General features: G+C 64.1%; 25 protein-coding genes. 9 read left to right on the top strand and 16 right to left on the bottom strand.

Annotation, left to right across the window (positions count from 1 at the left end):
* Positions 1 to 171 precede the first annotated feature (171 nt).
* Positions 172 to 1,695, top strand: coding sequence for a CoA-acylating methylmalonate-semialdehyde dehydrogenase (locus P3T18_RS19885; protein WP_429301673.1), 1,524 nt, complete (start codon positions 172 to 174; stop codon positions 1,693 to 1,695).
* Between the two features lie 133 nt (positions 1,696 to 1,828).
* Here the strand turns inward: P3T18_RS19885 and P3T18_RS19880 are convergent, their stop codons facing one another.
* The 11 genes from P3T18_RS19880 to P3T18_RS19830 all read right to left on the bottom strand — a co-directional run bounded on the left by P3T18_RS19880 (position 1,829) and on the right by P3T18_RS19830 (position 12,386).
* Complete coding sequence (locus tag P3T18_RS19880; RefSeq protein WP_429301672.1) at positions 1,829 to 3,154, bottom strand: MFS transporter; 1,326 nt, start codon at positions 3,152 to 3,154, stop codon at positions 1,829 to 1,831.
* A gap of 58 nt (positions 3,155 to 3,212) precedes the next feature.
* The gene (locus tag P3T18_RS19875; protein ID WP_429301671.1) at positions 3,213 to 3,776 is read right to left on the bottom strand and encodes an isochorismatase family protein; all 564 of its coding nucleotides are present in this window, start codon (positions 3,774 to 3,776) and stop codon (positions 3,213 to 3,215) included.
* 85 nt (positions 3,777 to 3,861) lie between these two features.
* The gene (locus P3T18_RS19870) at positions 3,862 to 4,314 is read right to left on the bottom strand and encodes a MarR family winged helix-turn-helix transcriptional regulator (protein ID WP_429301670.1); all 453 of its coding nucleotides are present in this window, start codon (positions 4,312 to 4,314) and stop codon (positions 3,862 to 3,864) included.
* Between the two features lie 83 nt (positions 4,315 to 4,397).
* Positions 4,398 to 5,171: an HvfC/BufC family peptide modification chaperone gene (locus P3T18_RS19865; RefSeq protein WP_429301669.1), complete on the bottom strand. Its 774-nt coding sequence runs from the start codon at positions 5,169 to 5,171 to the stop codon at positions 4,398 to 4,400.
* The gene (gene bufB / locus P3T18_RS19860) at positions 5,155 to 6,036 is read right to left on the bottom strand and encodes an MNIO family bufferin maturase (RefSeq protein ID WP_429301668.1); all 882 of its coding nucleotides are present in this window, start codon (positions 6,034 to 6,036) and stop codon (positions 5,155 to 5,157) included. The genes P3T18_RS19865 and bufB overlap by 17 nt, the downstream gene beginning before the upstream one ends.
* 6 nt (positions 6,037 to 6,042) lie before the next feature.
* Complete coding sequence (locus P3T18_RS19855) at positions 6,043 to 6,297, bottom strand: BufA1 family periplasmic bufferin-type metallophore (RefSeq protein ID WP_429301667.1); 255 nt, start codon at positions 6,295 to 6,297, stop codon at positions 6,043 to 6,045.
* 119 nt (positions 6,298 to 6,416) lie between these two features.
* Positions 6,417 to 6,866 carry a copper chaperone PCu(A)C gene (locus tag P3T18_RS19850; RefSeq protein ID WP_429301666.1) on the bottom strand — a complete coding sequence of 150 codons (450 nt, stop codon included), beginning with the start codon at positions 6,864 to 6,866 and terminating at the stop codon, positions 6,417 to 6,419.
* Positions 6,867 to 6,901: 35 nt separating this feature from the next.
* On the bottom strand, positions 6,902 to 8,353 hold the full coding sequence (locus P3T18_RS19845) for a PepSY-associated TM helix domain-containing protein (RefSeq protein WP_429301665.1): 1,452 nt from the start codon (positions 8,351 to 8,353) through the stop codon (positions 6,902 to 6,904).
* Between the two features lie 44 nt (positions 8,354 to 8,397).
* Positions 8,398 to 10,818 carry a TonB-dependent receptor gene (locus P3T18_RS19840; RefSeq protein ID WP_429301664.1) on the bottom strand — a complete coding sequence of 807 codons (2,421 nt, stop codon included), beginning with the start codon at positions 10,816 to 10,818 and terminating at the stop codon, positions 8,398 to 8,400.
* Positions 10,819 to 10,900: 82 nt separating this feature from the next.
* Positions 10,901 to 11,302, bottom strand: a complete 402-nt coding sequence (locus tag P3T18_RS19835; protein WP_429301663.1) for a DUF2946 domain-containing protein — start codon at positions 11,300 to 11,302, stop codon at positions 10,901 to 10,903.
* A 178-nt stretch (positions 11,303 to 11,480) separates the two neighbouring features.
* Positions 11,481 to 12,386, bottom strand: coding sequence for an SDR family oxidoreductase (locus P3T18_RS19830; RefSeq protein WP_429301662.1), 906 nt, complete (start codon positions 12,384 to 12,386; stop codon positions 11,481 to 11,483).
* A gap of 93 nt (positions 12,387 to 12,479) precedes the next feature.
* On the opposite strand from P3T18_RS19830, the gene P3T18_RS19825 reads away from it, so the two are divergent.
* Positions 12,480 to 13,349, top strand: coding sequence for a helix-turn-helix transcriptional regulator (locus P3T18_RS19825; protein WP_429301661.1), 870 nt, complete (start codon positions 12,480 to 12,482; stop codon positions 13,347 to 13,349).
* A 59-nt stretch (positions 13,350 to 13,408) separates the two neighbouring features.
* Here the strand turns inward: P3T18_RS19825 and P3T18_RS19820 are convergent, their stop codons facing one another.
* Entirely contained in the window at positions 13,409 to 14,056 is a 648-nt protein-coding gene (locus P3T18_RS19820; protein WP_429301660.1) for a VTT domain-containing protein, read from the bottom strand.
* Between the two features lie 119 nt (positions 14,057 to 14,175).
* Between P3T18_RS19820 and P3T18_RS19815 the strand changes: the two genes are divergently transcribed.
* Entirely contained in the window at positions 14,176 to 14,703 is a 528-nt protein-coding gene (locus P3T18_RS19815) for a GNAT family N-acetyltransferase (RefSeq protein ID WP_429301659.1), read from the top strand.
* Positions 14,704 to 14,916: 213 nt separating this feature from the next.
* Here the strand turns inward: P3T18_RS19815 and P3T18_RS19810 are convergent, their stop codons facing one another.
* From P3T18_RS19810 to P3T18_RS19800, 3 genes are all read right to left on the bottom strand, one after another.
* Complete coding sequence (locus tag P3T18_RS19810) at positions 14,917 to 15,990, bottom strand: alkene reductase (protein ID WP_429301658.1); 1,074 nt, start codon at positions 15,988 to 15,990, stop codon at positions 14,917 to 14,919.
* Between the two features lie 94 nt (positions 15,991 to 16,084).
* A complete protein-coding gene (locus tag P3T18_RS19805) occupies positions 16,085 to 16,387 on the bottom strand; it encodes an ArsR/SmtB family transcription factor (RefSeq protein ID WP_429301657.1) in 303 nt (100 codons plus the stop codon).
* Positions 16,388 to 16,583: 196 nt separating this feature from the next.
* Positions 16,584 to 17,747, bottom strand: a complete 1,164-nt coding sequence (locus tag P3T18_RS19800; protein WP_429301656.1) for an alpha/beta fold hydrolase — start codon at positions 17,745 to 17,747, stop codon at positions 16,584 to 16,586.
* A 122-nt stretch (positions 17,748 to 17,869) separates the two neighbouring features.
* Between P3T18_RS19800 and P3T18_RS19795 the strand changes: the two genes are divergently transcribed.
* Positions 17,870 to 18,787: a LysR family transcriptional regulator gene (locus tag P3T18_RS19795; RefSeq protein ID WP_429301655.1), complete on the top strand. Its 918-nt coding sequence runs from the start codon at positions 17,870 to 17,872 to the stop codon at positions 18,785 to 18,787.
* A 253-nt stretch (positions 18,788 to 19,040) separates the two neighbouring features.
* A complete protein-coding gene (locus P3T18_RS19790) occupies positions 19,041 to 19,238 on the top strand; it encodes a hypothetical protein (RefSeq protein WP_429301654.1) in 198 nt (65 codons plus the stop codon).
* A 75-nt stretch (positions 19,239 to 19,313) separates the two neighbouring features.
* On the opposite strand, the gene P3T18_RS19785 is transcribed toward P3T18_RS19790, so the two are convergent.
* Positions 19,314 to 20,150: an IclR family transcriptional regulator gene (locus P3T18_RS19785; RefSeq protein ID WP_429302080.1), complete on the bottom strand. Its 837-nt coding sequence runs from the start codon at positions 20,148 to 20,150 to the stop codon at positions 19,314 to 19,316.
* 29 nt (positions 20,151 to 20,179) lie between these two features.
* Here P3T18_RS19785 and P3T18_RS19780 point away from each other — a divergent pair, with 29 nt between their 5' ends.
* From P3T18_RS19780 to P3T18_RS19765, 4 genes are all read left to right on the top strand, one after another.
* Entirely contained in the window at positions 20,180 to 21,169 is a 990-nt protein-coding gene (locus P3T18_RS19780) for a nitrilase-related carbon-nitrogen hydrolase (protein ID WP_429301653.1), read from the top strand.
* Entirely contained in the window at positions 21,166 to 22,092 is a 927-nt protein-coding gene (locus P3T18_RS19775) for a threonine/serine dehydratase (RefSeq protein WP_429301652.1), read from the top strand. Before P3T18_RS19780 ends, P3T18_RS19775 begins: the two co-directional genes overlap by 4 nt.
* Positions 22,093 to 22,442: 350 nt before the next feature.
* Positions 22,443 to 25,028, top strand: a complete 2,586-nt coding sequence (gene acnB, locus P3T18_RS19770; protein WP_429301651.1) for a bifunctional aconitate hydratase 2/2-methylisocitrate dehydratase — start codon at positions 22,443 to 22,445, stop codon at positions 25,026 to 25,028.
* Between the two features lie 191 nt (positions 25,029 to 25,219).
* A complete protein-coding gene (locus P3T18_RS19765) occupies positions 25,220 to 26,044 on the top strand; it encodes an SIR2 family NAD-dependent protein deacylase (protein WP_429302079.1) in 825 nt (274 codons plus the stop codon).
* Positions 26,045 to 26,077: the final 33 nt, after the last annotated feature.

The raw sequence follows: 26,077 nt of genomic DNA, 5'->3' as shown, positions 1-26,077 counted from the left end.
ATTGTGCTGTATCGGGAATATGCCTGGTGCCGTCGATACAGTTGGCAGGTTCCGACGACGCCGGCCGCCGAGCGTTCCACCGCTCCCGACGCCGTGCGCCGTAGCCCGATTCTTTTGCCGACGAGCCGCCGCATCACGAGCGGCGGCCCATCCCGAACACGAGGTAACGACATGAATGCAGCAAACGAACAAGCCCGGCTGGCTGTCCAGCAACTCGGCCACTACATCGGCGGCGCGGCCGTGGCGGCGTCGAGCGGCCGTTTCAAGGACGTGTTCAATCCGGCCACGGGCAAGGTCAGCGGTTCGGTGGCGCTGGCGTCGGTCGAGGAAGTGGATGCCGCGGTAGCGGCCGCCAAGGCCGCGTTCCCGGCATGGAGCGAAACGGCGCCGATCAAGCGGGCCCGCATCCTGTTCAAGTTCAAGGAACTGCTCAACCAGCACCACGACGAACTGGCGATGCTCATCACGCGCGAGCACGGCAAGGTCTTCACCGACGCGCAAGGCGAAGTGGTGCGCGGCATCGAGGTGGTCGAATTCGCGTGCGGCATTCCCAACCTGCTGAAGACCGATTTCACCGACCAGATCGGCGGCGGCATCGACAACTGGAATCTGCGTCAGCCGCTCGGCGTCGTGGCGGGTATCACGCCGTTCAACTTCCCGGTCATGGTGCCGATGTGGATGTTCCCGGTCGCGCTCGCCTGCGGCAATACCTTCGTGCTGAAGCCGTCCGAACGCGATCCGTCGGCGTCGCTGCGGCTCGCTGAATTGCTGAAGGAAGCCGGCTTGCCCGACGGCGTGTTCAACGTGGTGAACGGCGACAAGGTCGCGGTCGACGCGCTGATCGAGCATCCGGACGTTGCGGCGCTGTCGTTCGTCGGCTCCACGCCGATTGCGGAATATATCTACACGGAAGCCACGAAACGCGGCAAGCGCGTGCAGGCGCTGGGCGGCGCGAAGAATCACCTGGTGGTGATGCCGGACGCCGATCTGGACCAGGCCGTCGACGCACTGATCGGCGCCGCTTACGGCTCGGCCGGCGAGCGCTGCATGGCGATCTCCGTGGCGGTCGCGGTGGGCAACGTGGCCGACGAACTGATCGAGCGCCTTGTGCCGCGCGTGAAGTCGCTCGTCATCAAGAACGGCGAAAACCTCGACGCGGAAATGGGCCCGCTCGTGACCGCCGAGCACAAGGCCAAGGTCACCGGCTACATCGATTCGGGCGTGGCGGAAGGCGCGAAGCTGGTCGTCGACGGCCGCGCGCATCCGGTGGCGAAAGAGGACGGCTTCTTCATCGGCGGCACGCTGTTCGATCAGGTGTCGACCAACATGAAGATCTACCAGGACGAAATTTTCGGACCGGTGCTGGCGGTGGTGCGTGTGCCCGACTTCGCGAGCGCGGTCGAACTGATCAACGCGCACGAGTTCGGCAACGGCGTGTCGCTGTTCACGTCGGACGGCGGCGTGGCGCGTGCATTCGGCCGGCAGATTCAGGTGGGCATGGTCGGCATCAACGTGCCGATTCCCGTGCCGATGGCGTGGCACTCGTTCGGCGGCTGGAAGCGTTCGCTGTTCGGCGACCATCATGCGTACGGCGAAGAGGGCGTGCGTTTCTACACGCGCTACAAGAGCATCATGCAGCGCTGGCCGGACAGCATCGCGAAGGGCGCTGAATTCACGATGCCGGTCGCGAAGTAAGCCGCTCCAGTACCGAAGTGCAGACGCGCTTCGGCATCTGCAGCACGCATGAAAAAAGCCGCACCTGATTCGTTCAGGTGCGGCTTTTTTTATTGGCCGTTCAATTGGTTGTTCAATCGGCCGACTCTTCTCGCTATTCCTCTTCAGCTTCGTTCAGCACCGCGTTGCGCACGGCAGTGACGGGCGACACCTGGAGCGGCGCGCGATACGGTTCGTCCATGCTGTAGCGCACGCGTCCTGCTTCGACGTAGACGCGCAAATGCCGGTACTTCACGAGATAAAGCAGGCCGACCAGCGCCGCCGCGAAGCCTGAGGCGGCGCCCACGCCGAGTGCCCAGCGCGGTCCGAAACGATCGGCAACCCAGCCGACCACGGGCGCGCCGAGCGGTGTGCCGCCGAGCGCGATGGCGAGCTGGATCGCGATCACGCGGCCGCGCATCGCCGGTTCCGTGGACAGTTGCACGAGGCTGTTGGTGGAGGTGGTGAAGGTCTGCGTCGACATGCCGATCAGGACGAGCGCCGCGGCGAACAGCATGTAGTTCGGCATCAGCGCGCCGGCCGTGCAGCCGACGCCGAACGCGCCGCCTGCGCCGAGCAGCAAGGCCATATGCGGCTTCGAGCGCCGCGCGGCGAGCAGCGCGCCGGTGACGGAGCCGATCGCCATGATCGAACTGAGCAGCCCATACTGGCTCGCGCCCGCATGAAACGCGGTGACCGACATGGTCGAAATGAAGATCGGGAAGTTGAGCCCGAACGTGCCGATCAGGAATAGCATCAGCATCGCGGCCTTCAGGTCGGGCCGCTTCCAGACATATTTGAAGCCTTCCAGGAAGCTGCCGCGCGTGCGGATGGCGAGCGGCTTCAGGCGCAATTCGCTCACGCGCAGCAGCCGCAGCGAGCCGAGCACGGCGCAGAACGAGAGTGCGTTGATAAGGAACACCCAGCCGGTGCCGACCGACGCAATCAGCACGCCGGCCACGGCCGGCCCGATCATGCGCGCCGCGTTGAACGACGTGGAATTCAACGCGACCGCGTTCGACAGATCGTCTTCGCCGACCAGATCGGACACGAAGGTCTGACGCGCGGGCGAGTCGAACGCCGTGACGCAGCCGAGCAGCAGCGCGAAGACGTACACCTGCCACAACTGCACAAGCCCCGTAACCGTGAGCAGACCAAGACCCAGCGCAAGCGCGCCCGACGCCGCCTGAGTGGCGAACAGCAGCTTGCGGCGATCGAAGTGATCGGCTGCGTAGCCGGTGAGCGGCAGCAACACCATTTGTGGTCCGAACTGCAGCGACATCACGATGCCCACGGCGGTGGCGTTGTGATGCGTGAGTTCGGTGAGCACGAGCCAGTCCTGCGCCGTGCGCTGCATCCACGTGCCGACGTTCGAGACGATCGCGCCGCTCGCCCAGACCCGGTAGTTGAAATTGCGCAGCGAACGGAACGTGCCTGTCACGAGCGGTTTCCCGTCGGGATCTTCACGGCGCGGCGGTCAGTGCATGGGTTCACGGGGATCATGCGTGGCTGCGTGCGAGCAGGTCGAGAACGTCCTGCGTCGTGCCGGTTTCGCCGAGGCGCGGAAAGATGCGCGTGACGCTGTTGTGATGAGCGTCCGCGTGCATATCGGTCATGGCGTCGATCACCAGCGTAACGTTGAAGCCGAGTTCGTTCGCAAAGCGCGCGGTCGACTCGATGCCGATGCTGGTCGCCACGCCGACCAGCACGATCTGCGTGACGCCTTCCTTGCGCAGATGCGCTTCGAGATCGGTGTTGGTGAAGGCGCCCCACGTGTGCTTGGTCACCAGATGATCGGAGGGCTGCTGCTTCAGTTCGGGCACCAGAACCGTGAATTCCGCCGGGAAATTGCCTGCGGGACGCGCCTGCTCCGCGCGGCCCGGCGCACCGCCCGCGACGTTGACGAGCACCACCGGCAGGCCGCGGCTGCGGAAAGCATCCAGCAGCGTGGCGGAGCGTTTCACCACGTCGCTGGTGGGATGCGCGGTCGGCAAGGCGACGATGCCTTGCTGAAGGTCGATGACGACGAGAGCGGTTTTTGCGTCGAGCGTGGTCAATGGCATGGTGAACTCCTACGTGTGGATGGGCGGAAAGAGAGGCGAAGCTGCGCGGTGGAAGACGCATCCGGCACGCGTCGAGCGTGCCGCGTTACGAATCGATCAGACGTTTGAGCAGGGCGACGCCAGTGGCGAGTTGTTGCTGCTCGGCCGGCGTGAAGCGGCTTTGCATGGTGCGAAACAGCCAGTCTTCGCGCGCCGCGCGGCTGGCTTTGACCTTCTTGCGAAACGCGGGCGTTAGCGACAGCACGGTTTGCCGGCCGTCGTTCGGATCGGGCGCGCCGCTGACGAGTCCGGCCGCCTTGAGCACCGACAGCGTCTCGCCCATCGATTGAGGCCGCATGCCGTGCGCACGCGCGAGCGCGCTGACCGTGGCGGGTCCTTCGCGTTCGAGCAGCAGCAGCACCTGAACTTGCGACGGCGTGAAATCGCCCACGTGCGACTGCTCGCGCAAACGCCGGCGCAGTTTGCCCAGCAGCACCCGCAAATCTTCAGCGGTGGCGTGCAGGGACTCGTCTTGCAACTGCGGCTCTGAAGTGGACATGCTGCCGAGATGTGAAGGTTACCTTCGTAGGTTACCTTCGTATTTCGACGAAGTCAAATCCGCGGGCCGGTCGGCGGCCGTGCTCAACCTGCGAGGCCGGTGATCGCGGACGCTTCGATCCACACGCGCCATTGCGCCACGAAGTCGAATGCGCTGTCGAGAGCGAAGGCCGCGTCGAGCGCGTCGTTCAATCTGGCGCCATTCATCAGCCGCTCGAATGCCGCGTGCGCGGCCGGGGTCTGCAGACGGATTTCGGCGTGCCATCGCGGGCGCACCACGAGCACCCGGTTCGGCGTATCGGGGTCGGCGGGAAGCGGGGCGCCGGTTCGATGCGCGGACCAGATGTCGCCGACGGCATACGGCGAAGCGACCAACGCGCAAGCGGGATGGATGGCGACGCGCGCGTCGAGCAGATCGTCGGGATGGATGGCGGCCCATGCTCGCGGCGTGAGCGCCGGTGCATCGGCGGCGAAATGCGCGCGATGCAGCGCCCATTCGAGACGTGCGAGGTCCGCGATATAGCGCAAGCGTGGCTGCCGTTCGTATCCGGCGATAAAGTCTGCAAGCGAAGCGCCGAAGGCGTTCAGATCGCCGCTTTGCGAAGGATGCACGCGCGCATAGGCCGCGCCGAGCGCGTCGAAATACGTCTCGCCGACGAGCGCGAGCAGAACCGGATAAGCACCCGCGAGCGCCGTATTCCGATGGCTATGCACGCTGCTGCGATAGAGGTCGAGTCGTTCGCGATGTGCGTGGTGAGGCGCGGCGAGCTGCGGGAATGGCGTGGACGTGTCCAGTGCCTCGGCGAACTCGCGCTGCAGCAAGGTGAGCGTGTCGAGCGGTTCAGGCTGTGCGCGCACCGTGAGTCTCCGGTCGGTTTTGCGCCGCTGAACTCGCACGTTCCTGCATGGCGCGGGCGCGTTGCGCTTCGTCGAGCAGCACCTCGAGCGGCGGCACGTCGGTGTCCCACTCGATGAGCGTCGGGACCGCACCGAAGCGCTGCAGCGCGTACTCGTACAAGGTCCACACTGCATCGGCTACGCGCGAGCCGTGATCGTCGATGACCGCCGTGCGTGTGACGCGATGCCCTGCCAGATGCATTTCGCCGATCGTGTCGACGGCCAGCGCGTTCATGGCGGCCACGGCGTCTTCGCCGTGATTGCACTGGTTGACGTACAGATTGTTCAAGTCGAGCAGGATGCCGCAGCCGGTGCGCGACGCGAGTTCGGCGAGAAAATTTGTTTCGCCATACTGATCGTCGCGAAAACGGACATACGTCGAGACGTTTTCGATCAGAACCGCTCGGCCCAGCGTGTTTTGCAATGCGTCGATACGCGAGGCGAGCAGGGCGAGTGCCGCGTCGGTGAGCGGCATGGGCAGCAGATCGTTCAGGTGACCGGCGGCGGTCGCGCCCCAGCACAGATGCTCGGACACCACGGCCGGCTCGACGCGCTCGACTAGCCGTTTGAGTTTCGCGACGTGCGTCGCATCCAGCGGCGTCGCCGAGCCGAGTCCCAGGCCGACGCCGTGCAGACTGACCGGCCGGTCGCGTCGCACGGTGTCGAGCACGTGCAGATCGAAACCGCCGTCGCCGAAATAATTTTCGCTGTGTACTTCGACCCAGTCGACGGCGGGCGTGGTCGCGAGGAAGTTCGCATAGTGCGCATGACGCAGCCCGATGCCGGTTCCCGGCGGCGCGCAGGCCAATGGACGAACGAGCTTCACGGCGGCTCAGGCGTCGGGCGTGCCGCCCATTTTTTCGCACGCGCCTTTCGGCATGGTCTTGAAGTCGCCCTTGTCATGATCGACTTTCGCTTCGCCTGCGCAACCGTGCACGCCGGTTTTGCTCGCGCAGTCGTTCTGACCGGCTTTGGCGACACCGTAGCACTGCACGGTCTGGTCGGCCTGCGCCGCGCTGACGCCCGCAGCGGCCAGACCCGCGAGCGCGGCGGCGACCAAGGCCGAGCGGCCAGATTTCGAGTTCATGGCGATTCTCCTGGTGAGGCGGCGCCCGCTTGCCGCGGCGCTGGACCGGACGCCGGAGCGTCCGGCGTCGACGATCCATTCTATGCCGCTAGCGCCGCGCGCAACAGGTATCGCGCGACTCAATGGCTCATCGACCCCGCGTTTTTTACCGTGCAGTTCGCGGTTATCTTCTCGCCGTCGCTGAAGGAGAATGTAAGGGGCAGCGTGGAGCCGATTTTCAGCGCCGCTTTGGGATGTTCGAGCATGACGTGATAGTTGCCCGGCGCAAACACCAGCGAGCCGTGCGCGGGCACCGTGACCTGCCCGATCATCGCCATCGACGACGTGCTGCCCTGGCTTTGCGTCTGATGCAGCATGGTCATGCCGAAAGCGTCCGAGCCGACACCCGTGAGATTCACGGGCTGGTCGCCGCGATTGCTCGCCTTGAAGTAGCCGCCCGAAGGCAGATCGCCCGGCAATGCGCGGATCCAGCAGTCTGAAATAGCCGCATTGGCAACGCCGGCCGCGTTTGCCTGAACCGACGCGGCGCACAGCAGTGCAGCGAGCAGCATGGAGTAGGAGTTTTTCATCGGAAGTCTCTCTGGTTGGTGAAATGTGGTTGAGATCAGGCGGTACGTTGGGTGGCGCGGCCGACGATCGCGCGATCGGCGATCCAGACGGCGAGCAGGGTCGCGCCCATCAGCGGAAAAACGACGCCGAGCAGCACGAGGCCGGTTTTCCAGCCGCGCATGGGCGGCGCGGCACGTTCGCGCGACGGCGCGCCGAGCGAGCGTGGCTGCTGTTTGGGACGGCGCTTCCACCACATCACGCATCCGGTGAACGCCATGCCGGCGAGTCCGAGCGAGATCGCGGCGCAAACAATCTGGTTGGCCACGCCGAAGTAGCGGCCCATGTGCAAGGACGTGCCATACGACACGGCTTTCGACACCGCGCCGTAGTCGCCGTAGCGGATGTCTTTCAGCACCTTGCCGCTGTACTGATCGATGTACAGCGTGCGTTCCGCTTTCGGATCGGCGGGGAAATACGACACCGTGTAGACGCCCGTCGACGACGCGGGCAGCACGATGTCATAGCCGTCCACGAGACCGAGCGAAGCGAGTTGCGCGACGACTTGCGAGAGCGGCAGTGGCTGGGGTTCGGCCGAACTTGCCGCGGACTGCGGCACCGGCGATTTGCCGACCGCCCACGGCGTGAGCGGCAAGGGCAGATCGTCCATCACCATGCCGGGCATCGAGTTGTCTTTCGTTTCGTGGCCTTGGTGTTGCGTGGGGTCGCCGGCGCCTGGTTGCGACGGCGTGGCGCCGGGCAGTACCGAGCGCAGGGGCAGGCCGCCCCACGATCCGGGCGGTGCGCCGAGATTCGCGGCGCTGGCGAGCGCCTTGAACTGCTGTCCCCACGACCCGGTCCACGGCAGTCCGCTCAGCACGAAGGCAAGCGCGCCGAGCGCGAGCCAGATGCCCATCACGGCGTGCAGGTTCTTCCACAGCGGACGTCCCTTGAGCGCGAAGCGGGGCAGCAGCGCCACGCGCAGCGTGGTTTTCTCGCGCGGCCACCATAGCGCGACGCCGGTGCCGATCATCACGAGCGTCCAGCATGCGGCGAGTTCCATCAGCAGTTCGCCCGGTTTGCCGAGCAGCAGTTTGCGATGCAGCATGCGGTCGATCTGCATGAAGCGATGCTCGACGCTCAGCGTGCCGAGTACTTCGCCGCTGTACGGATTCACATAGACGCTCTGCTTCTCGCCGTCCGCGAGACGAAACACGAACTCGCTGCTGCGATCCGGCGCGCGCTCGATGGACGCGGTCACGGCGCGCGCATCGGCCGGCATCGCGGCGCGTGCTTTGGCCAGCAGCGCGTCGTCGGGCAGGCGGGGCGCGGCTTGCGGCGCGACTTCGAGAAGCCGCGGATACAGCAGCGGCTCGATCTGCGGCTGGAAGCAGTAGAGCGTGCCGGTGATCGCCAGCACGACGAGAAACGGCATCACGAAGAGGCCCGCGTAAAAATGCCAGCGCCAGAGCGTGCGATAACCGGCGCTGCTGTTCGTTAGGGTGGACATGTCATCCTCCTGGAGTGTTGGGTCGACGGGCGAGCGCGGCGGGCTCACATGCGCAGCTTTGCTTCGACATAAAAGGTGCGGCCGGGATAGGGGTGATAGACGAAGTAGCGCGCGTCGAACAGGTTGTCGACGCCGACGCCGATCTCGCTCAGACGTGTGGGCCTGAACGTGAATTTCGCGTCGGCTACCGTGTACGAACTGGTGCCGCCGAACACGTCGGGGTTGGTGTCCGTATTGGTGAGCGTGTTGTACTGACGTCCCGAATAACGCGCGGCGAGCGTGAGCGCGGAGCGCTCGTCGATATGCCAGGTGGCGGCGAGATCGGCGCGCCACAGCGGAATGCGATAGAAGTACTTGCCCACGGTAGCCGGATTCTGCGCATTGGCGACGATCTTCGACTGCGTGTAGGCGACGCTCGCCAGCAGATCCAGTCCGCGCATGAACACGTCCTGCCCCGAGTAGCTCGTTTCCACGCCGCGCGAGCGTACCTTGCCGATGTTCTGGAAATTCGTCACGTTGGGAATGACGGTGGTATCGGTCTGGCTGAAGATTGTGTTCTTCACGTCGTCCTGAAACAGCGAGAAGCGGAACACGCCGTTCCAGTGGGCCCATTCGGCGCTCAACTCTTTCGAGAGGTCGTCTTCGGGCTTGAGGTTCGGGTTGTTGTTGACGATCGAGGAGCCATTGATCTGCCCTTGAAACAGTTCGCTCACCGTCGGAAAGCGATACGCCTTGCCGACCGACGCGCGCAACGTGAGGTCGTCGCTCACGTCGAACGAGAGCGAGGCTTTCGGCGAGAAATGCTGCTGGCTCACGTCGCTATACGGCAGCGTGGTGCCCGCGAGCGACTGCGTGCCGCCGTACGCCTGCCAGTCTTCGTAACGCACGCCGTAGACCAGTTTCCAGCGCGGCAGGAAGTGCCATGCGTCTTGCGCGTATAACGCCTGGGTCTGCGTTTTTCCCGCAAACGCATTGGCGAACGAGGCGGCCGCGCCGTCCCGCCAGTTCAGCGTGTTGTAGCTCTGGTTGTCGAGGAAATAGTTGTCGTAGTGGTAGCCGAAGCTGAGCGCGTGATTCGCGAGGCCCGCCGTGGGAGACGCGGGCGTGTAGGTGCTGCGCAGATCGAGCGTCTTCCAGCCGGTGCCGTCGCCGAAAATCACCGTGCCAGGACCGTTGCCCGGCGCGCCCGAATTCGCGGTGCGCGCCACGCTGTTGCTCACGTCGTAGTACGAAGCAATGGCTTCGCCGTTCCAGCCGGTCGCGTTGCGCGTTTTCAGGGACACGCCGTACAACCAGTTCTCGCTGTAGCCGAGGCTCGGCGCCAGCGCGGCGGCGGGAATCGTGTACTCGTAGCCGCCAATCGATACCCGGCCGCTGTACACGGGGTTGCCGTTGGCGTCGCGCAGAAAGGTCGAGGTCTGGCTGTTGTAGGTTTGATGCCAGTAGCCGAGCGTGAAGCCGGCCTGCAAGGTGGGCGTGAAGTCGTACTGTGTCTTCAGCTTGAACTGGTCTTGTACCGTGTGTTCGATACCTTCGCCGTTCACGCCGAGCACCACGGTCGGTGCATTCGTCTGGTTGTTGTAGACGTATGCGCCCGTGACCGGCGTGTCGCCGGCTTTCGCAGGTGTCGTGGACTGGCCGAGCGTGGCGAATTGCAGCGGCTGGCTGGTGTTGTCCAGATGATTCACGCCCAGCAGCCACGAGAACTTGCCGATCTTGTCGCCGATGGTCGCGCTGGCCTCGCTGCCGTTGAAGTTCTGATTCACGCCGAACAGGCTGAAGTGCTGCGTAAAGGCCTTGAGGTCCGCGTCCGCTTCGAACTGCTTCGGCATGCGCGTGCTGATGAGTACCGTCGCGCCGAGCGAATTGCCCGGATACAGCGCGGAAAACGGCCCGTAGATCACATCGACCTGCTGGATCTCATCGGGAAATACCATCGACCAGCGCGGCGGAAACGAGAAGCTGCTGCCGAGCAGGTTGCTGAGCAACAAACCGTCCGCATAGACGAGGCCGCGCGCGCTTTGCGAATTGCTGGTGCCGCGCACGGCGATGATCGAATTCAGGTCGCCGATGAAACGCTTGCGTACGGCCAGGTTCGGCAAATACTTCAGCACGTCTTCGGTGTTCACCACGTTCCAGTTGTCGAACTGCTCGCGTGTGACGGTCTCGACCGTGGCGGGCAGATTGGGATCGACGGCGCGCGGCGCGGCGCTCGTTTGCGCCGTGATGCTGAGCGCAGGGAGCGTGGCGTCGGCGGCCGGGTTGTCGGCATGGGCGGTGGCCGGCGCGAGCGCGGCGAAGAGCGCTGGCAGACATGCTGGCAAGCACGTGGGCAAAAACGCGGCAGACGGCAGCGTGGTAAGGCGAGTAATCGAAAAGCGCGTGATCGAAAAACGCGTGGACGTGATGGGGCGAGCGTCACGGCGCGCGCGACGGGACAGCCTTCGCGAAGCGAAGAGAGGCATGAACGTTTCCTCGATGCATTGAACGAACGATCGCGCGCACCTCGACGGATGCGACGACGGGCGCGATCAGGAACAACGGCGATCAGGAAACGGCAGGCGGGTCTCGGGGACGTCCGGAAGGGAATGCGCCGAGCGGCGTGAAGCGGGTGGAGAGAACGGGCGGCGCGACACCGGACAGCGCGAGCGCGGCCGGCGTGGCGACCACGGCGACACCCGGTATCGGCACATGATGTTCGAGCAGGTGGCAATAACCGCAGGCGCCGAAGGCGTCGTCATGGCTCAGATGAACCGGCGCGGGTTGGCCCGGCGCGGCATGTGCGCCCGGGTTCGAATCGGGCGATTGCAAGGCCGAACACAGAATGGCGATCGGCTCGTGCGCCCGGTTCGACACCAGCAATTGACTCACGACCGGCGCGAACACGACGAGCCACATGGCGACGAGGCCAAGCCATGCGGTCATGCGGTTGCGGGCGCGTAGAGTCATGATGATGAGCGGAAGGACGCCGGAATTCTAGCATCGCCGCCCCGCATTTTGCCGCGTAATGATGTTTATAGCAGCGGACAGGCAGGCTCGATCGCGCTCTGCGGAAGTCGCGTCCAACGCCGTTGCATCGCATCCGTTGCGATAGTCGCCGCGTGTCGGCGCGGCGACGCGGCGATCGTCAACGCGGCGGCTTCGGCATGAAGTAGTCGCCTTCACGCATGTCGGCCAGCAAGCCTTTTTCGCGCGGTTGCCAGCCTAGCGATTCGCGGGTCAGCGCGCTCGAGGTCGGATTGTCGATCGCGACGAAACGGGCCAGCCACTCGAAGTGCGCGGCTGCCTGATCTTCGGTGAGGCTGCGCGTGGGCAGGCCGAGTCCGGCACCGATCGTCTCCGCAATCTGGCGCATCGGAATGCCCGCTTCGCCCGTGCCGTGCAGACGCGAACCGGCCGGCGCCTTTTCCACCGCCAGCCGGTAAAGGCGCGCCGCGTCCAGCCGATGCACGGCGGGCCAGCGGTTTTCGCCGTCGCCGATATAGGCCGCGAATCCGGTGCGGCGGGCAATGTCGATCAGCCGCGGCACGAAGCCGTAATCGCCCGCGTCGTGCACGGAGGGCGCCAGACGCACGACGCTCGAGCGCACACCGCGGCCGGCGGCGGCCAGCACGATTTCTTCCGACGCGGAGCGCGGCGCGCCGCTGATGGCCGCGTCGTGTTCGGTCGCCGTGCCGTCGCGGCCGTGTCCGAGCAGGGCCGTTCCGGACGTGATGACGAGCGGCTTGCCGGACGCGTTCAGCGCCTCGGCGAGTGCCGCGACCGCGAGCCGGTCGGTTTCCACCGAGGCCTGAAAAGCGCTGAAATCGTGGATGAACGCCGTGTGGATCACGCCGTCGCAAACGCGCGCGGCGGCGGCGAGGCTGGCCGTGTCCGACAACTCGCCGCGATGTACTTCGATGCCCGCGCGCGTCAGCGCATCGGCTGCGGCGTCGTTGCGAGCCAGTCCAAGTACCGTATGACCGGCCGAGCCAAGCTCGTGTACGATGGCCTGACCGATGAAGCCCGTGGCTCCAGTGACGAATACACGCATTCCGAACTCCTTTGAAGATGAGCTACCCATGAGCGATGAATGCCGATTGTCCCGGACCGCCAGGCACAGTAAAAGCTGGGAGCGTATACGGTTATGACAGTTAACACCCTGCAGGACCCGCCCGTCGCATCGGACTGTCTGTCGCTCGGCAGCTTTCTGCGCGACCGCCGCTCGCGTTTGCAGCCGGCGCCCGAGGCGCGCAGCCGTCGCCGGACGCCGGGTCTGCGGCGCGAGGAAGTGGCGGCGCGCGCCAACGTCAGCGTGGCCTGGTACACGTGGCTGGAACAGGGACGCGGCGGGCCGCCGTCGAGCGAGGTGGTGGAGCGGCTCGCCCGCGCGCTCGAACTCGACGCGGCCGGTCGCGAACTGCTGTTTCTGCTCGCGCAGCAGCGGCCGCCGCCGCTCAGTCCGGTCGCGCCGCCGCCGGTCACGCCCGCTTTGCAGCGCGTGCTGGACGGCATGAAATGCAGCCCGGCGATCATCAAGACGCCGACGTGGGACGTGGTGGCCTGGAACGCGGCGGCGGTGGCCGTGCTGGGCGACTATGCGGCAGTGCCGGCGCGCGAGCGCAATGTGTTGCGGCGCGTGTTCGGCGACCCGCTTCTGCGCGAGTGCCAGCCCGACTGGGAAGAGAGCGCGCGTCTTGCGGTAGCGGTCTTTCGCATCGATATCGCGCGTACGGGCGGCAGCCCGGAAGCGGAATCGCTGACCGCCGAACTGCTCGCGACCAGCGCCGACTTCCGGCAGTTGTGGGCCGAGAACGACGTGCGCAGCCATTGGGTCGGACGAAAGCGCATGGTGCATTCGCAGGCCGGTCCGCTGACGCTCGAATATTCGGCCTTCGCCGTCGACAGCGCAGAGGGACTCAGCATGGTCGTGTTCACGCCGGCGTCATCCACCGACGAAGCGGCCATCGAAGCGCTGCTCGCGCAGAAGGCGCGCTCGGCGCATGCCGGCCAGTGATGTAAAAAGGCCGCAGAACAGGCGGTGAAATGCGCGGCCGGTATGTGTCAGCTATGCACTCAATGTGCACGCAGGCGCCGGCTGACGAAACGCCAGAGCGCGCTCAACACCAGCGAGCCGACGCCGAGTCCGACGCCTAGCAGCACGATCGAACTCATGTGGTCGCGCACCAGCGGCACGTTGCCGAACAGGTAACCGGCGGCCACCAGCGAGACGATCCACAACGCCGCACCGGCGCTCACGAAGGCGACGAAGCGCGCGAACGTCATGCGCGAGACGCCAGCGACGAACGGCGCGAAGGTTCGCACCACGGCGATGAACGGCGACGCGAGAAAGGTCAGGCCGCCGCGCGCTTCGTAAAACGCATGCGCGCGTCGCAGCGCCTGTTTGTCGAGCCAGCGATAGTTGGCGGTATAGACCTTCTCGCCGATGGCACGCCCGATCGCGTAGTCGACGATGCTGCCCGCCACGGTGGCCGCGAACAGCACCGGCACGACGAGCCACACGTTCAGCGCGCCGGTGGCGGCGAGACCGCCGCAGATGAAAATGAGCGGATCGCCCGGCAGAAAGAACAGCGGCAGGAAACCGATCTCGACGAAGATCACGAGAAACAGCATCGCGTAGACGGCCGTGCCGTATTGCACGATCAAACCGCTCAGGTGCCGGTCGAAATGCAGCGCGACCTGCAGGACATGCATCAGATCCATTGCGTGTCGAAGGAAATTCAGATGTTCAGCAGTTTAGTCCTGTGACGGCGCGCACACCTGTTTATTTCGTCACGGTGATGTCAATATCGAAGCTTCATGTTTGCCGATTCCGCACGCTCATGCAATGCGCTTTGTCCATCACGTTCCGTTTTGCCGCGCCCGGCGAGGCGCAGACCATCCGTGCAATCGAATTCGAAGCCGGTCAGCGGTTCGCCGAAGTCGGCATGGTGGGCATTGCCGATGCGCCGCCGATGGCGCTCGAGCTCGTCGGCCGCAAGATTGCGGCGCGCGAAATTATCGTGGCGGTGGCTCAGGGCGAAATCTGCGTCGGCTTCGTGATGTTCGAGCCGGAGGCCACCTGCTTTTACGTGCAGGAACTCGACGTGCTCACCACGCACGCCGGCCAGGGAATCGGCGCGGCGCTCATCGAACGCGTGGCGCAAACGGCGCTTGCGCAGCGGGTGACGCAACTCACTTTGTCCACTTATCGCGCTGTGCCGTGGAACGCGCCGTATTATCGGCGGCTCGGCTTTCGCGACATCGAAGAACATGAACTCGACGCAACATTGATCGCGCGGCGCGATGCGCACATCGCGCGTGGACTCGACGAATCGAAGCGCGTCTTCATGCGACGCGATCTGCTGTGAGTGCGCCGTGTGATGCGCCGTGTGATGTGCCCTGCAAATGCGAGCGCAAAAAAAAAACGGCGTGCGTGAGTGGATATTTCAATCCGCTCACGCCCGCCGCGTACTTCTATCTGGCCCGGTGCAGCCGTTATTGTGTTGCGGCTTCGTGCCGGGCTCGACCCTCCGCTGACGCCGCACGTTTCGTGCGGTTTGTCCGCTGTCTGCCGATGCCGCTTATTGCGCCGATTGTTCGGCCGTTTCCAGCGCCGGATAGTCGACGTAACCGGTTTCACCGCGTGCGTAGAACGTTGCCGGATTCGGCTTGTTCAAGGGCGCATTCGTGGCGAAGCGGCGCACCAGATCCGGATTCGCGATGAACAGCTTGCCCCATGCCACGGCATCGGCTTCGCCTGCGTCGAGCACTTGCTGCGCGCTTTCCGGCGTGAAGGCTTCGTTGGCGATATAGACGCCGCCGAATTCTTTTTTCAGTTGCGGGCCCAGACGGTCGTCGCCGAGCGCTTCGCGTGCGGCGATGAAAGCGATCTTGCGTTTGCCGAGTTCGCGCGCCACGTAACCGAAGGTTTCGGCCGGCGCGGAGTCGCCCATGTTGTGCGCGTCGCGACGCGGCGCCAGATGAACGCCGACGCGGCTTGCACCCCACACGTCGATACAGGCGTCCGTGACTTCGAGCAGCAGACGGGCGCGATTTTCGATCGGGCCGCCGTATGCGTCGGTGCGCTGATTGGTGCTGTCCTGCAGGAACTGGTCGAGCAGATAGCCGTTCGCGCCGTGCACTTCGACACCGTCGAAGCCGGCTGCCTTGGCGTTTTCCGCGCCTTGGCGGAACGCGTCGACCACACCGGCGATTTCGTCGAGTTCGAGCGCGCGCGGCGTGACGAACGCGCGTTCCGGACGCACCAGGCTCACGTTGCCTTGCGCGGCGATCGCGCTCGGCGCGACCGGCAGTTCGCCGTTGAGGAACACCGGATCGGAAATGCGGCCCACGTGCCACAACTGCAGGAAGATCTTGCCGCCGGCGTCATGCACGGCCCGCGTGACGAGCTTCCAGCCGTCCACCTGTTCCTGCGACCAGATGCCCGGCGTGTCCGCGTAGCCGATGCCTTGCGGCGTGACCGACGTGGCTTCGCTGAGAATGAGGCCGGCGCTGGCGCGCTCGGCGTAATACTTCGCCATCAGCGCGTTCGGCACGCGGATTTCTTCAGCGCGTTGACGCGTCAGTGGCGCCATGACGATGCGATTGGACAGCGTGATATCGCCAATTTGCAGCGGATCGAAAAGAGTCGGCATAAATGTTCACCTTGGTTGGCGGGCGCGAGCCCGGGCCACGAAAGACAGCGTGATGAAATGCGCGAAATGGCGGACGAAACGCGTGCAGCCGTGCTCAGAGTTGCGAGTTCATATGCTCGAGAAACGCCTGAATCACGGCCTCGTTGCGCTTGAAAAACACCCATTGCCCGACCCGTGTCGAACTGATCAGTCCCGCGCGCTGCAAAGCGGCGAGATGCGCCGACACGGTGGACTGCGACAGACCGCAACGCGCGTCGATCTTGCCGGCGCAGACGCCGTGATCGAGCGGCAGTGTCTGATCGCCGAAATGCGCGTACGGCTCCCGCAGCCAACCGAGAATTTCGCGGCGGACGGGATTGGCAAGCGCTTTGTGGATCGCGTCGATATCGATCGTCATGAGTGGGTTCGGGTGGTCCGCGCAGGCAGGGACAGCGCCATTCGGCGCAGCCGGCTGCATGCTTAAATCGCTACAAGACGAATCATATATCGGAATTTAACGATATGTGCGAAGGCATTGTTGGGGATGGGGTTTTAGTGGCATCGACCGCCGCGAAGCAGGACGGCCCAACGCCCGTCCCACGCTCCCTCGCCACTCACTCCAGCCCTCGCGGATTCGCGATCCGCAGCCTCCATCCACCGTCGCGTCCCAGCTCCATAACCTGCGTCGCGGTGCCGAGTTCTTCGCGCGTTTCGCCGTCCGGCAGCGTGACGCGCAGCGTCCAGTCCAGCAGGACCAGGGCGATATCGCCGCTGGTCAGCACGCGTCGCACTTCGTTGCGGATGTGCGGGCGCAGTGCAAGCAACCGGCCCATGGCGTCACGCAATTCGGCGGGGTTGTCCTCGACCTCCGTGCCATCGGTCATCCTCATCGTGGCCCGATTGCTGAACGTGGCGAGCAGAAGATCGAGGTCGCCCGCATTCAACGCGGCGTCGAACGCGACCGGAACCTGGGCGGGCATGCCGCACACGACTGATTTGTCTTCGATCGCCGCGACGAATCGCGCGATGAGCCGCGCCACGTCGGCCGGCGCCTCCAGCGGTGACAGGTGCCCCGTGCCAGGCAGTACATGCATCGCCGCGTGCGGGATGCGCGGCAGCAATTCCGTCTGCAACGTCGCGACGCGATCCACCTGGTCCAGCTCGCCGGAAATGACGACGGTCGGCACCTCGATCGACGCGGTCGCGGCGGTAATGTCTTCGCGCATGGCGATGTCCGGCCAGGCTGCTTTGGCTTGCGGCGCGCCGCGCAGGCTGTCTTCGATGACCTGCTCGCGGCGAGCGGCGTCGAGCGGCTTCGCGGTCAGGACGTGGTCGATCACGAACTCGACCGATTCGCGCGACTGATACGCGCCGCTCAGCGTCGCGCGTTGCTCGTCGGAGAGCAGCATCGGCGACGGCGGTGACGGCGCGACGAGCACGAGACCTTCGAGCCCGGCCGGTCGACGCGATGCGATGAGTTGCGCGACTTTCCCGCCCATCGAATGACCAACCAGCACATAGCGCCGCAGTCCGAGCGCTTCGATGACACCCTCGGCATCGGCGGCAAGATCGGCAAGGCGGTAGCCGTCGGCTGGGGCGTCCGAGTCGCCCCAGCCGCGATGATCGGTGGCGACGATCCGATACCGCTCGGGCAATGCGCTGACGACGCCGTCCCATGTGCGCGACGAGCCGCCGTAGTAGTGCAGAAACACCAGCGCCAACTCGCCGCTGCCGCGTTGCGTGACGTGAACCCGCGTGCCGTTCGACCTGATTTCCATTTTCATCCCTCGGTTTCTAGCTGATGGCTACATGGTAGTTTCGAGCCTCCAGTTTGATAATTGCCGAACGGGTGTCTTCAGTCGATAATCCTGTTATCGAATCGGAGATGAGGAACAAGGCGATGGACCGACTCACGAGCCTCGGCGTATTCGTCTCCGCGGTCGAAGAGGGCAGCCTGGCCGCGGCGGCGCGGCGCTTCGGACTGTCGGCGGCAATGGCGGGCAAACATGTCAGCGCCCTCGAGGCCGAACTGAACGCGCGGCTGCTCCAACGCACCACGCGGCGCCTGAGTCTGACCGATACCGGTCAGACCTACTACGAACGCTGCAAACGCATTCTCGAAGCCTTCGACGAAGCACGACGCGAAGCCAGCGATTCGCAGGGCACCGCGCGCGGCGTGCTGCGCGTCGCCGCGCCGGTCACGTTCGGCGCGATGCATCTTGGTGCGGTAGTGGCGCGCTATCTGGAAGATCATCCGCAGGTCAATGTGGAAGTGCTGCTTGGAGACCGCTATGTCGATCTCGTCGATGCGGGCGTGGACGTCGCCATCCGGATCGGACGGCTCGACGATCCCGGACTCGTGACGCGCCGGCTCGCGCCGTGCCGGATGGTGGTGTGTGCATCGCCCGCTTACCTCGAGCGCCACGGCACGCCGCGCAAGCCGAACGACCTGCTGCACGCGCAAAGACTTGCTTTCAGCGAAGCCGTCTCGGCCGGCGACTGGACCTTGCTCGATGCGAAAAACCGCGCGCACGTTATCGATGGTCCCTGCCGGATGGCCGCGAACAATACGCAGATGCTTCTGGCCGCGACGGTCGCCGGCGCGGGCATTGCGTACGGTCCGACCTTCGTGTTCGGCGAGCATCTCCGGCGCGGCGAACTCGTCGAACTGCTACCGGCCTATCGCGCGGCCGACCTGACGATTCAAGCGGTTTATCCGAGTGCGCAGCGCATTCCGCTCAAAGTGCGCCGGTTCGTCGATTACCTCGCCGAAGCGTTCGGCAACGAGCCGCCGTGGGATCACAAGCCAGCGGGTTAGGGAAGCGGCCACTGTCTGTCACCGCCCAACATGCACCACCTGTGTGTTGGGAGAGACCGCGCACGATTGCTCTCCGGTTTCGCTTCGCGCGGCCGGTGAAGCGCGAAATAGCGGGCAAAACAGGATCTTTCACGCAGGTCACGAGCCTGTTTCGAGTTGGCACGGATCGTGAGTCAAAGTGGGCGAGGGCAGAACAGCGCCACTCGACCGAAGTCAGAGATTTCCGTCTCACTACTTTTATTGGGTGAATCAAATGAGCGCACTAACTGTCGTTGACCTGCATCAGGTGAAGGATTTGTCTTCTGCCGATATGGCCCGTGTCGCCGGTGGACACGATATCGAAAAGGAAAAAGCGCTGGTCGAACTCTACGCTGCCATTCACAGCATGGATGTCACGGCGAACACACCCGACCCGGCGCCCGCGCACGTGTCGATGAAATTGCCTGGTTAGTGTTCATGCAACCAGGCCGGACGGGATCCGGCATAAGGGTTGGTTTGTGCGCCCACATGTTTTGATCCCCGTTCGCTATAGCGACGACTGCAAACCTTTGACGGCGGCCTTCAGGATTTTCGCCAATGCTTTTGGATTGCCGAGTCGCGCCGTTGGGCCGGCAACGGATATTGCTCCGCGAATCGCTTCTCCGCTGAACACCGGTACCGCGACGCAGGTCAATCCTTCGATCAGTTCTTCGGCATCCAGCGCATAACCTTGCTTGCGGATTTGCGCCAGTTCTGCCTGCAACTGCTCTTTCTTGACGATGGTGTTCGGCGTGAAGCGTTCAAGACCCTGATCGCAAATCTGCGAAAGGAGCTTCGCTTCGGTCGACGCGAGCAGCACCTTGCCCACGCCGGTTGCATGCAGCGGTCCGCGCCAGCCATTCTCGGAAAACATCCGGATGGGATGCGGCGAATCGACTTTCGCCAGGTACACGACGCGATCGCCGTCGAGCGCGGCCAGGTGCGCCGTTTCTCCCGTTTCATTGACCAGTTGATGCAGGAGCGGCGTGATTCGCGCGGCCAGAGCCGCTTCCGCACCCGCACCAGCGCCCTGGAAAAGTCCGGGAAGGCGAAAGCTTAGTCGGTATGTTTTGTCATCCTGAATAATCCACTCTCGCTGCGCCAAGGTTTTGAGCAGCCGATAAACCGTGGCCCGCGGCAGATCCAGCGACTGCGCGATCTGGCTAACGCCGAGGCCATTCGCCGACCCGGCTAGCAACTCGACGAGACGGATAGCGTGCTCGACGCTATTGACCGTTGCGATTTCACCCATAGCCGCTCTCCTCGAAAGTTCATTGAAGACAAAAAAGCACCGCTTGCCCAGGATCGGGCAAGCGAGTAGGATGTTCTTTATTGATACTATCATGTTCACTATAGATACACAAGGAGGCGTCAGTGAATGAGGTGAATAAAGAGGCCGCATGGACCGCCGCGGTCATTCAGGGAATCCCCGTTCCGTTCGATCAGCGGGCTACGCTGGTCAAAGTGGAGGAGTTGGTGGCGTCCGCGGTGTCGCAAAACGCCAGGCTGGTCGTGTTCCCGGAAGCATTCGTGGGCGGCTATCCGAAAGGCCATGTATTCGGGTCGTACGTGGGCGGCCGGAGCGATGAGGGCAGAGACGCCTACCGCGAATACTGGGAAGCGGCTATCGACGTACCCGGTCCCTGTGTCGACGAACTCGCTGCCATTGCGGCGCGCCACAAGGTTCATATGGTGATCGGCGTGATCGAGCGCGATGGCGGAACGCTGTATTGTTGCGTGCTCTTTTTCGGTCCGGCGGGCGAGTTTCTCGGCAAGCACCGCAAGCTGATGCCGACGGGAGCCGAGCGCCTCATCTGGGGATACGGTGACGGTTCGACCATGCCGGTGCTGGACACCGCACTCGGAAAACTCGGCGCCGTGATCTGTTGGGAGAACTACATGCCCATGATGCGCACGGCCATGTACGCCAAAGGCATTCAGATCTACTGCGCGCCGACAGCGGATTCGCGGCCGACGTGGGTCGCATCGATGCAGCACATCGCAGTCGAGGGCCGATGCTACGTGCTTGCAAGCAATCAGTTCCTCCGGCGAAGCGACTTTCCCGAGAGCTATCCGAGTCTGTTCGGCGACGATCCGGATGCAGTGGTGCAAGCAGGAGGTAGCTGCATCATCGATCCATTCGGCAAGATTCTGGCCGGCCCTGCATTCGGCGAGGAAACCATTCTTACCGCGGAAATCGACCTGCGAAACATCGCGCGCGGCAAATTCGATTTCGACGTCACGGGCCATTACAGCCGCCCGGATGTTTTTCGTTTGACGGTCGACGAGCGTCGTCAGTCGCCGGTCACCGTCATCTCTTCGACTACCCGATATGAAACGAATGACGAGGACCTGCTGAAATGATCACCCAGGAAGATATCCGCGCCGCTGCGCAGCGTGTGGCGCCCTACATTCGCACCACGCCGGTTATTCAGCTGGAGTCCAGCTGGTTCGACATTCCCGGCGATACGTTCCTGAAGCTGGAATCGCTTCAGGTGACGGGCTCGTTCAAGCCGCGAGGCGCGTTCAACCGTCTGCTCGGCCAGCCCATTCCGCCGGCTGGAGTGATCGCGGCGTCGGGCGGAAATCACGGCGTCGCCGTTGCGTACGCGGCACAAAAGCTCGGCGTCCGCGCAGAAATCTATGTGCCGAGCCTCGCAACCCCGCTCAAGCGCAAGATGCTCACGGATCTCGGCGCGCAGATCGTCACGGCGGGCAATACCTATGTCGAGGCGCTCGCGGCCAGCGAAGCGCGGGCCGCCGAATCCGGTGCGCTGAAAGTGCATGCCTTCGACGACGCCGCGACGGTGGCGGGTCAGGGAACCCTTGCTGTCGAACTCGACGCGCAGTTGCAGGACATCGACACCGTGCTGGTCTCCGTGGGCGGTGGGGGATTCATCGGCGGTATTGCGGCGTGGTTTGGTGGCCGCGTGAAAGTCGTCGCGGTCGAGCCGACGCGTTGTCCCACGTTGAATCGTGCCTTGCAGGCCGGCGAGCCCGTCGACGTCGAAACAGGCGGCATTGCCGCCGACTCGCTCGGTTGCAGGCGGATCGGCGGCGTGCCTTTTTCGGTTCTTCTGCCGACAGTGAGCGACTCCGTGCTGGTGTCGGACGAACAGATTCGCAACGCGCAACGCGTGCTGTGGGACAGGCTCAGAGTCGCGTCGGAGCCCGGCGGTGCGACCGCATTCGCGGCGCTGCTGTCGGGCGCTTATGTCCGCGCGCCCGGCGAGAAAGTCGCCGTGGTGATCTGCGGAGGGAATGCGGACCCAGCGTCGTTTGCCTAGGACGCGTGCGGACCGGACTGCGGTCGGCAAAACGGATCAAGGGCAGGGCGGCGTACTGGGTGCCGCCTTGCCCGTGAGTAAAAAGCGGCATCTGGCCTGTAAAAAACGAATACGGTTTTTAATCTGCTGTTTCCTGTGTGCAAGTTGTGCGCGCAAGCCGGGGGTGCGCGGTCCGATACGCCCAATCTTTTCGCCTCTCCAGTTCAAATTCTCGCCGTCAACTCTTATATAAGACATAAGACATTTGACCAGCGACGCCAATCCCCTTAAAATTGACCCAGAACACTACCCGGTACAGCCACGGCGGGCCGGGAAGCTCCCCTGAAACGCCAACATCAGCAGGTTCTTTCATGCTTGAAAACTTTCGCGCTCACGCAGCCGCACGCGCCGCGCTCGGTATTCCTCCCCTGCCGCTGACCGCCCAGCAAACCGCTGAGCTGGTGGAACTCCTCACCAACCCGCCCGCAGGCGAAGAGCAAACCCTGGTCGACCTGATCACGAACCGTGTGCCCGCCGGCGTGGACGAAGCCGCTCGCGTGAAGGCCGGCTTCCTCGCCGCCGTCGCTCAAGGCGAAACCGTCTGCACGCTGATTTCGCGCGCTCGCGCCACGGAACTGCTCGGCACCATGCTGGGCGGCTACAACATCCAGCCGCTGATCGGTTTGCTGTCGGACGCGGAAGTGGGCACGGTCGCCGCCGAAGCGCTGAAGAAAACCCTGCTGATGTTCGACGCGTTCCACGACGTCAAGGAACTCGCCGACAAGGGCAACGCCAACGCAAAGGCCGTGTTGCAGAGCTGGGCCGACGCCGAATGGTTCACGAGCCGTCCGGAAGTGCCGCAAAGCCTCACCATCACCGTGTTCAAGGTGACGGGCGAAACCAACACGGACGACCTCTCGCCGGCGCCGGACGCAACCACGCGCCCGGACATCCCGCTGCACGCGCTGGCCATGCTGAAGAACGCGCGTCCCGGCATCACGCCCGAAGAAGACGGCAAGCGCGGCCCGGTCAAGTTCATCGAATCGCTGAAGGAAAAGGGCCACCTGGTCGCCTACGTCGGCGACGTGGTCGGCACGGGCTCCTCGCGTAAGTCGGCCACCAACTCGGTGCTGTGGTTCACGGGCGAAGACATCCCCTTCATCCCGAACAAGCGCTTCGGTGGCGTGTGCCTCGGCGGCAAGATCGCTCCGATCTTCTACAACACCATGGAAGACGCGGGCGCGCTGCCGATCGAACTCGACGTGTCGCAAATGGAAATGGGCGACGTGGTCGAACTGCGTCCCTACGAAGGCAAGGCATTGAAGAACGGCGCGGTGATCGCCGAATTCCAGGTCAAGTCCGACGTGCTGTTCGACGAAGTGCGCGCGGGCGGCCGGATTCCCCTCATCATCGGCCGCGGCCTGACCGGCAAGGCGCGTGAAGCGCTCGGTCTGGCGCCGTCCACCCTGTTCCGCCTGCCGCAACAGCCAGCCAACAGCGGCAAGGGTTTCTCGCTCGCGCAGAAGATGGTCGGCCGTGCATGCGGTCTGCCGGAAGGCCAGGGCGTGCGTCCGGGCACCTACTGCGAACCGAAGATGACCTCGGTCGGCTCGCAGGACACCACCGGCCCGATGACCCGCGACGAACTGAAAGACCTGGCGTGCCTCGGCTTCTCCGCCGACCTCGTCATGCAATCGTTCTGCCACACCGCAGCGTATCCGAAGCCGGTGGACGTGAAGACGCACCAGACGCTGCCGGACTTCATCAGCAACCGCGGCGGTATCGCGCTGCGTCCGGGCGACGGCGTGATCCACTCGTGGCTGAACCGCATGCTGCTGCCCGACGCGGTCGGCACCGGCGGCGACTCGCACACGCGCTTCCCGATCGGCATCAGCTTCCCGGCGGGTTCGGGTCTGGTGGCGTTCGCCGCAGCCACCGGCACGATGCCGCTGGACATGCCGGAATCGGTGCTGGTTCGCTTCAAGGGCAAGATGCAGCCGGGCGTCACGCTGCGCGACCTCGTCAACGCGATCCCGCTGTACGCGATCAAGCAGGGCACGCTGACGGTCGCCAAGCAGGGCAAGAAGAACATTTTCTCGGGCCGCGTGCTCGAAATCGAAGGTCTGCCCGATCTCAAGGTGGAGCAGGCGTTCGAACTGTCGGATGCGTCCGCCGAGCGTTCGGCAGCCGGTTGCACGGTGCACCTGAACAAGGAACCGATCATCGAGTACCTGAACAGCAACGTCACGCTGCTCAAGTGGATGATCGCGCAAGGCTATCAGGACCCGCGCAGCCTGCAACGCCGTATCAAGGCAATGGAAGCATGGCTCGCCGACCCGCAACTGCTGTCGCCGGACGCGGACGCCGAGTACGCAGCGGTCATCGAAATCGATCTGGCCGACATTCACGAGCCGATCGTTGCCTGCCCGAACGACCCGGACGACGTGAAGACGCTGTCCGACGTGGCCGGTGCGAAGATCGACGAAGTGTTCATCGGTTCCTGCATGACCAACATCGGTCACTTCCGCGCCGCGTCGAAGTTGCTGGAAGGCAAGCGCGATATTCCGGTCAAGCTGTGGGTCGCGCCGCCGACCAAGATGGACCAGAAGCAACTGACCGAAGAAGGCCACTACGGCGTATTCGGCACGGCCGGTGCACGCACTGAAATGCCGGGCTGCTCGCTGTGCATGGGCAACCAGGCTCAGGTGCGTGAAGGCGCAACGGTCATGTCCACGTCGACGCGTAACTTCCCGAACCGTCTGGGCAAGAATACGAACGTGTACCTCGGTTCGGCTGAACTGGCGGCAATCTGCTCGCGTCTGGGCAAGATTCCGACCAAAGAGGAATACATGGCCGACATGGGCGTGCTGACCGCCAACGGCGACAAGATTTACCAGTACATGAACTTCGACCAGATCGAAGACTTCAAGGACGTGGCCGACACCGTCACCATGTAAATGTTGTGGCGAGCTGTGGCGTGCATTGCACGTTGCAGCTGTCGCAGAAGAAGCGCCGCGGGTGTCGAACCCGCGGCGCTTTTTTTCGTGTGGAAACTTTTGCCGGATCAGATCATTGTTTAGGCGTGAGGCTTTCTACGCAGGGCTTTGCCCGCGCCGAAGGCATGACCGGCTATCAGGCACATCGACTCATGACTGAAACAGAAAAGTTAAAGCGGGCGGTTCAGTGGCTCCGCGAGGCGGACGGTTTGCTCGTCACCGCGGGCGCGGGGATGGGCGTGGACTCGGGGCTGCCCGACTTTCGTGGCGCGGACGGGTTCTGGCGATCGTATCCAGCGTTGCGCCGGCACCAATTGACCTTCCAGGATATGGCGAATCCGCGCACGCTCGTCAGGTCGCCGGCATTGTCCTGGGGCTTCTATGGTCATCGGCTGCGGCTTTATCGGCGAACAGAGCCTCACGAAGGTTTTCATGTTCTACGCAGATGGGCCAGCCGGATGCCGAATGGCGCGGCCGTTTTCACCAGCAATGTCGACGGTCAGTTTCAGAAGGCCGGATTTCGCGACGACCTCGTCGCGGAGTGCCACGGGTCCATCCACATGATGCAGTGCTCCGAAGTCTGCACGGACGCAATATGGTCGGCGGCAGCGTTCGAGCCGATAGTGGACGACGTGGAGTGCCGTCTGCTCAATGCGCTGCCTGTTTGTCCGTATTGCGGCGCCGTGGCGAGGCCCAACATTCTTATGTTCGGCGACTACGACTGGATCGCGCTGCGAACCGAGGCGCAGGAGTCGCGTCTGAACGCGTGGCTCGGGTCTGTCGAACGTCCGGTTGTCGTGGAACTAGGCGCGGGAAAAACCATTCCGACCGTCCGCAATTTCAGCGAACGGGTCAGCGCGCGGGTCATCCGTATCAATCCTCGTGATTCAGGCATCGCTTCGCATCGTGGCGTTGGATTCGCAAGTGGTGCGCTTCACACGCTGCGGTTGCTGGACGAAACGTTGAGCGGCACCTGAATGTTCTCGTACGACAGACGCGTGTCGGCGCGA

Origin of the sequence: Paraburkholderia sp. GAS199 (assembly GCF_050436585.1) — a bacterium.
Classification (GTDB): Bacteria; Pseudomonadota; Gammaproteobacteria; order Burkholderiales; family Burkholderiaceae; genus Paraburkholderia.
The sequence above is the reverse complement of the archived record's forward strand: the minus strand, read 5'-3'. Positions and strand labels throughout refer to the sequence as shown.

Coding starts and splice junctions, on each gene's coding strand:
- P3T18_RS19885 (WP_429301673.1), top strand. CDS start 172: ATGAATGCAGCAAACGAACAAGCCCGGCTGGCTGTCCAGCAACTCGGC.
- P3T18_RS19875 (WP_429301671.1), bottom strand. CDS start 3,776: ATGCCATTGACCACGCTCGACGCAAAAACCGCTCTCGTCGTCATCGAC.
- P3T18_RS19870 (WP_429301670.1), bottom strand. CDS start 4,314: ATGTCCACTTCAGAGCCGCAGTTGCAAGACGAGTCCCTGCACGCCACC.
- P3T18_RS19855 (WP_429301667.1), bottom strand. CDS start 6,297: ATGAACTCGAAATCTGGCCGCTCGGCCTTGGTCGCCGCCGCGCTCGCG.
- P3T18_RS19850 (WP_429301666.1), bottom strand. CDS start 6,866: ATGAAAAACTCCTACTCCATGCTGCTCGCTGCACTGCTGTGCGCCGCG.
- P3T18_RS19845 (WP_429301665.1), bottom strand. CDS start 8,353: ATGTCCACCCTAACGAACAGCAGCGCCGGTTATCGCACGCTCTGGCGC.
- P3T18_RS19840 (WP_429301664.1), bottom strand. CDS start 10,818: ATGCCTCTCTTCGCTTCGCGAAGGCTGTCCCGTCGCGCGCGCCGTGAC.
- P3T18_RS19835 (WP_429301663.1), bottom strand. CDS start 11,302: ATGACTCTACGCGCCCGCAACCGCATGACCGCATGGCTTGGCCTCGTC.
- P3T18_RS19830 (WP_429301662.1), bottom strand. CDS start 12,386: ATGCGTGTATTCGTCACTGGAGCCACGGGCTTCATCGGTCAGGCCATC.
- P3T18_RS19825 (WP_429301661.1), top strand. CDS start 12,480: ATGACAGTTAACACCCTGCAGGACCCGCCCGTCGCATCGGACTGTCTG.
- P3T18_RS19820 (WP_429301660.1), bottom strand. CDS start 14,056: ATGGATCTGATGCATGTCCTGCAGGTCGCGCTGCATTTCGACCGGCAC.
- P3T18_RS19815 (WP_429301659.1), top strand. CDS start 14,176: ATGCAATGCGCTTTGTCCATCACGTTCCGTTTTGCCGCGCCCGGCGAG.
- P3T18_RS19810 (WP_429301658.1), bottom strand. CDS start 15,990: ATGCCGACTCTTTTCGATCCGCTGCAAATTGGCGATATCACGCTGTCC.
- P3T18_RS19805 (WP_429301657.1), bottom strand. CDS start 16,387: ATGACGATCGATATCGACGCGATCCACAAAGCGCTTGCCAATCCCGTC.
- P3T18_RS19800 (WP_429301656.1), bottom strand. CDS start 17,747: ATGGAAATCAGGTCGAACGGCACGCGGGTTCACGTCACGCAACGCGGC.
- P3T18_RS19795 (WP_429301655.1), top strand. CDS start 17,870: ATGGACCGACTCACGAGCCTCGGCGTATTCGTCTCCGCGGTCGAAGAG.
- P3T18_RS19790 (WP_429301654.1), top strand. CDS start 19,041: ATGAGCGCACTAACTGTCGTTGACCTGCATCAGGTGAAGGATTTGTCT.
- P3T18_RS19785 (WP_429302080.1), bottom strand. CDS start 20,150: ATGATAGTATCAATAAAGAACATCCTACTCGCTTGCCCGATCCTGGGC.
- P3T18_RS19775 (WP_429301652.1), top strand. CDS start 21,166: ATGATCACCCAGGAAGATATCCGCGCCGCTGCGCAGCGTGTGGCGCCC.
- acnB (WP_429301651.1), top strand. CDS start 22,443: ATGCTTGAAAACTTTCGCGCTCACGCAGCCGCACGCGCCGCGCTCGGT.
- P3T18_RS19765 (WP_429302079.1), top strand. CDS start 25,220: ATGACTGAAACAGAAAAGTTAAAGCGGGCGGTTCAGTGGCTCCGCGAG.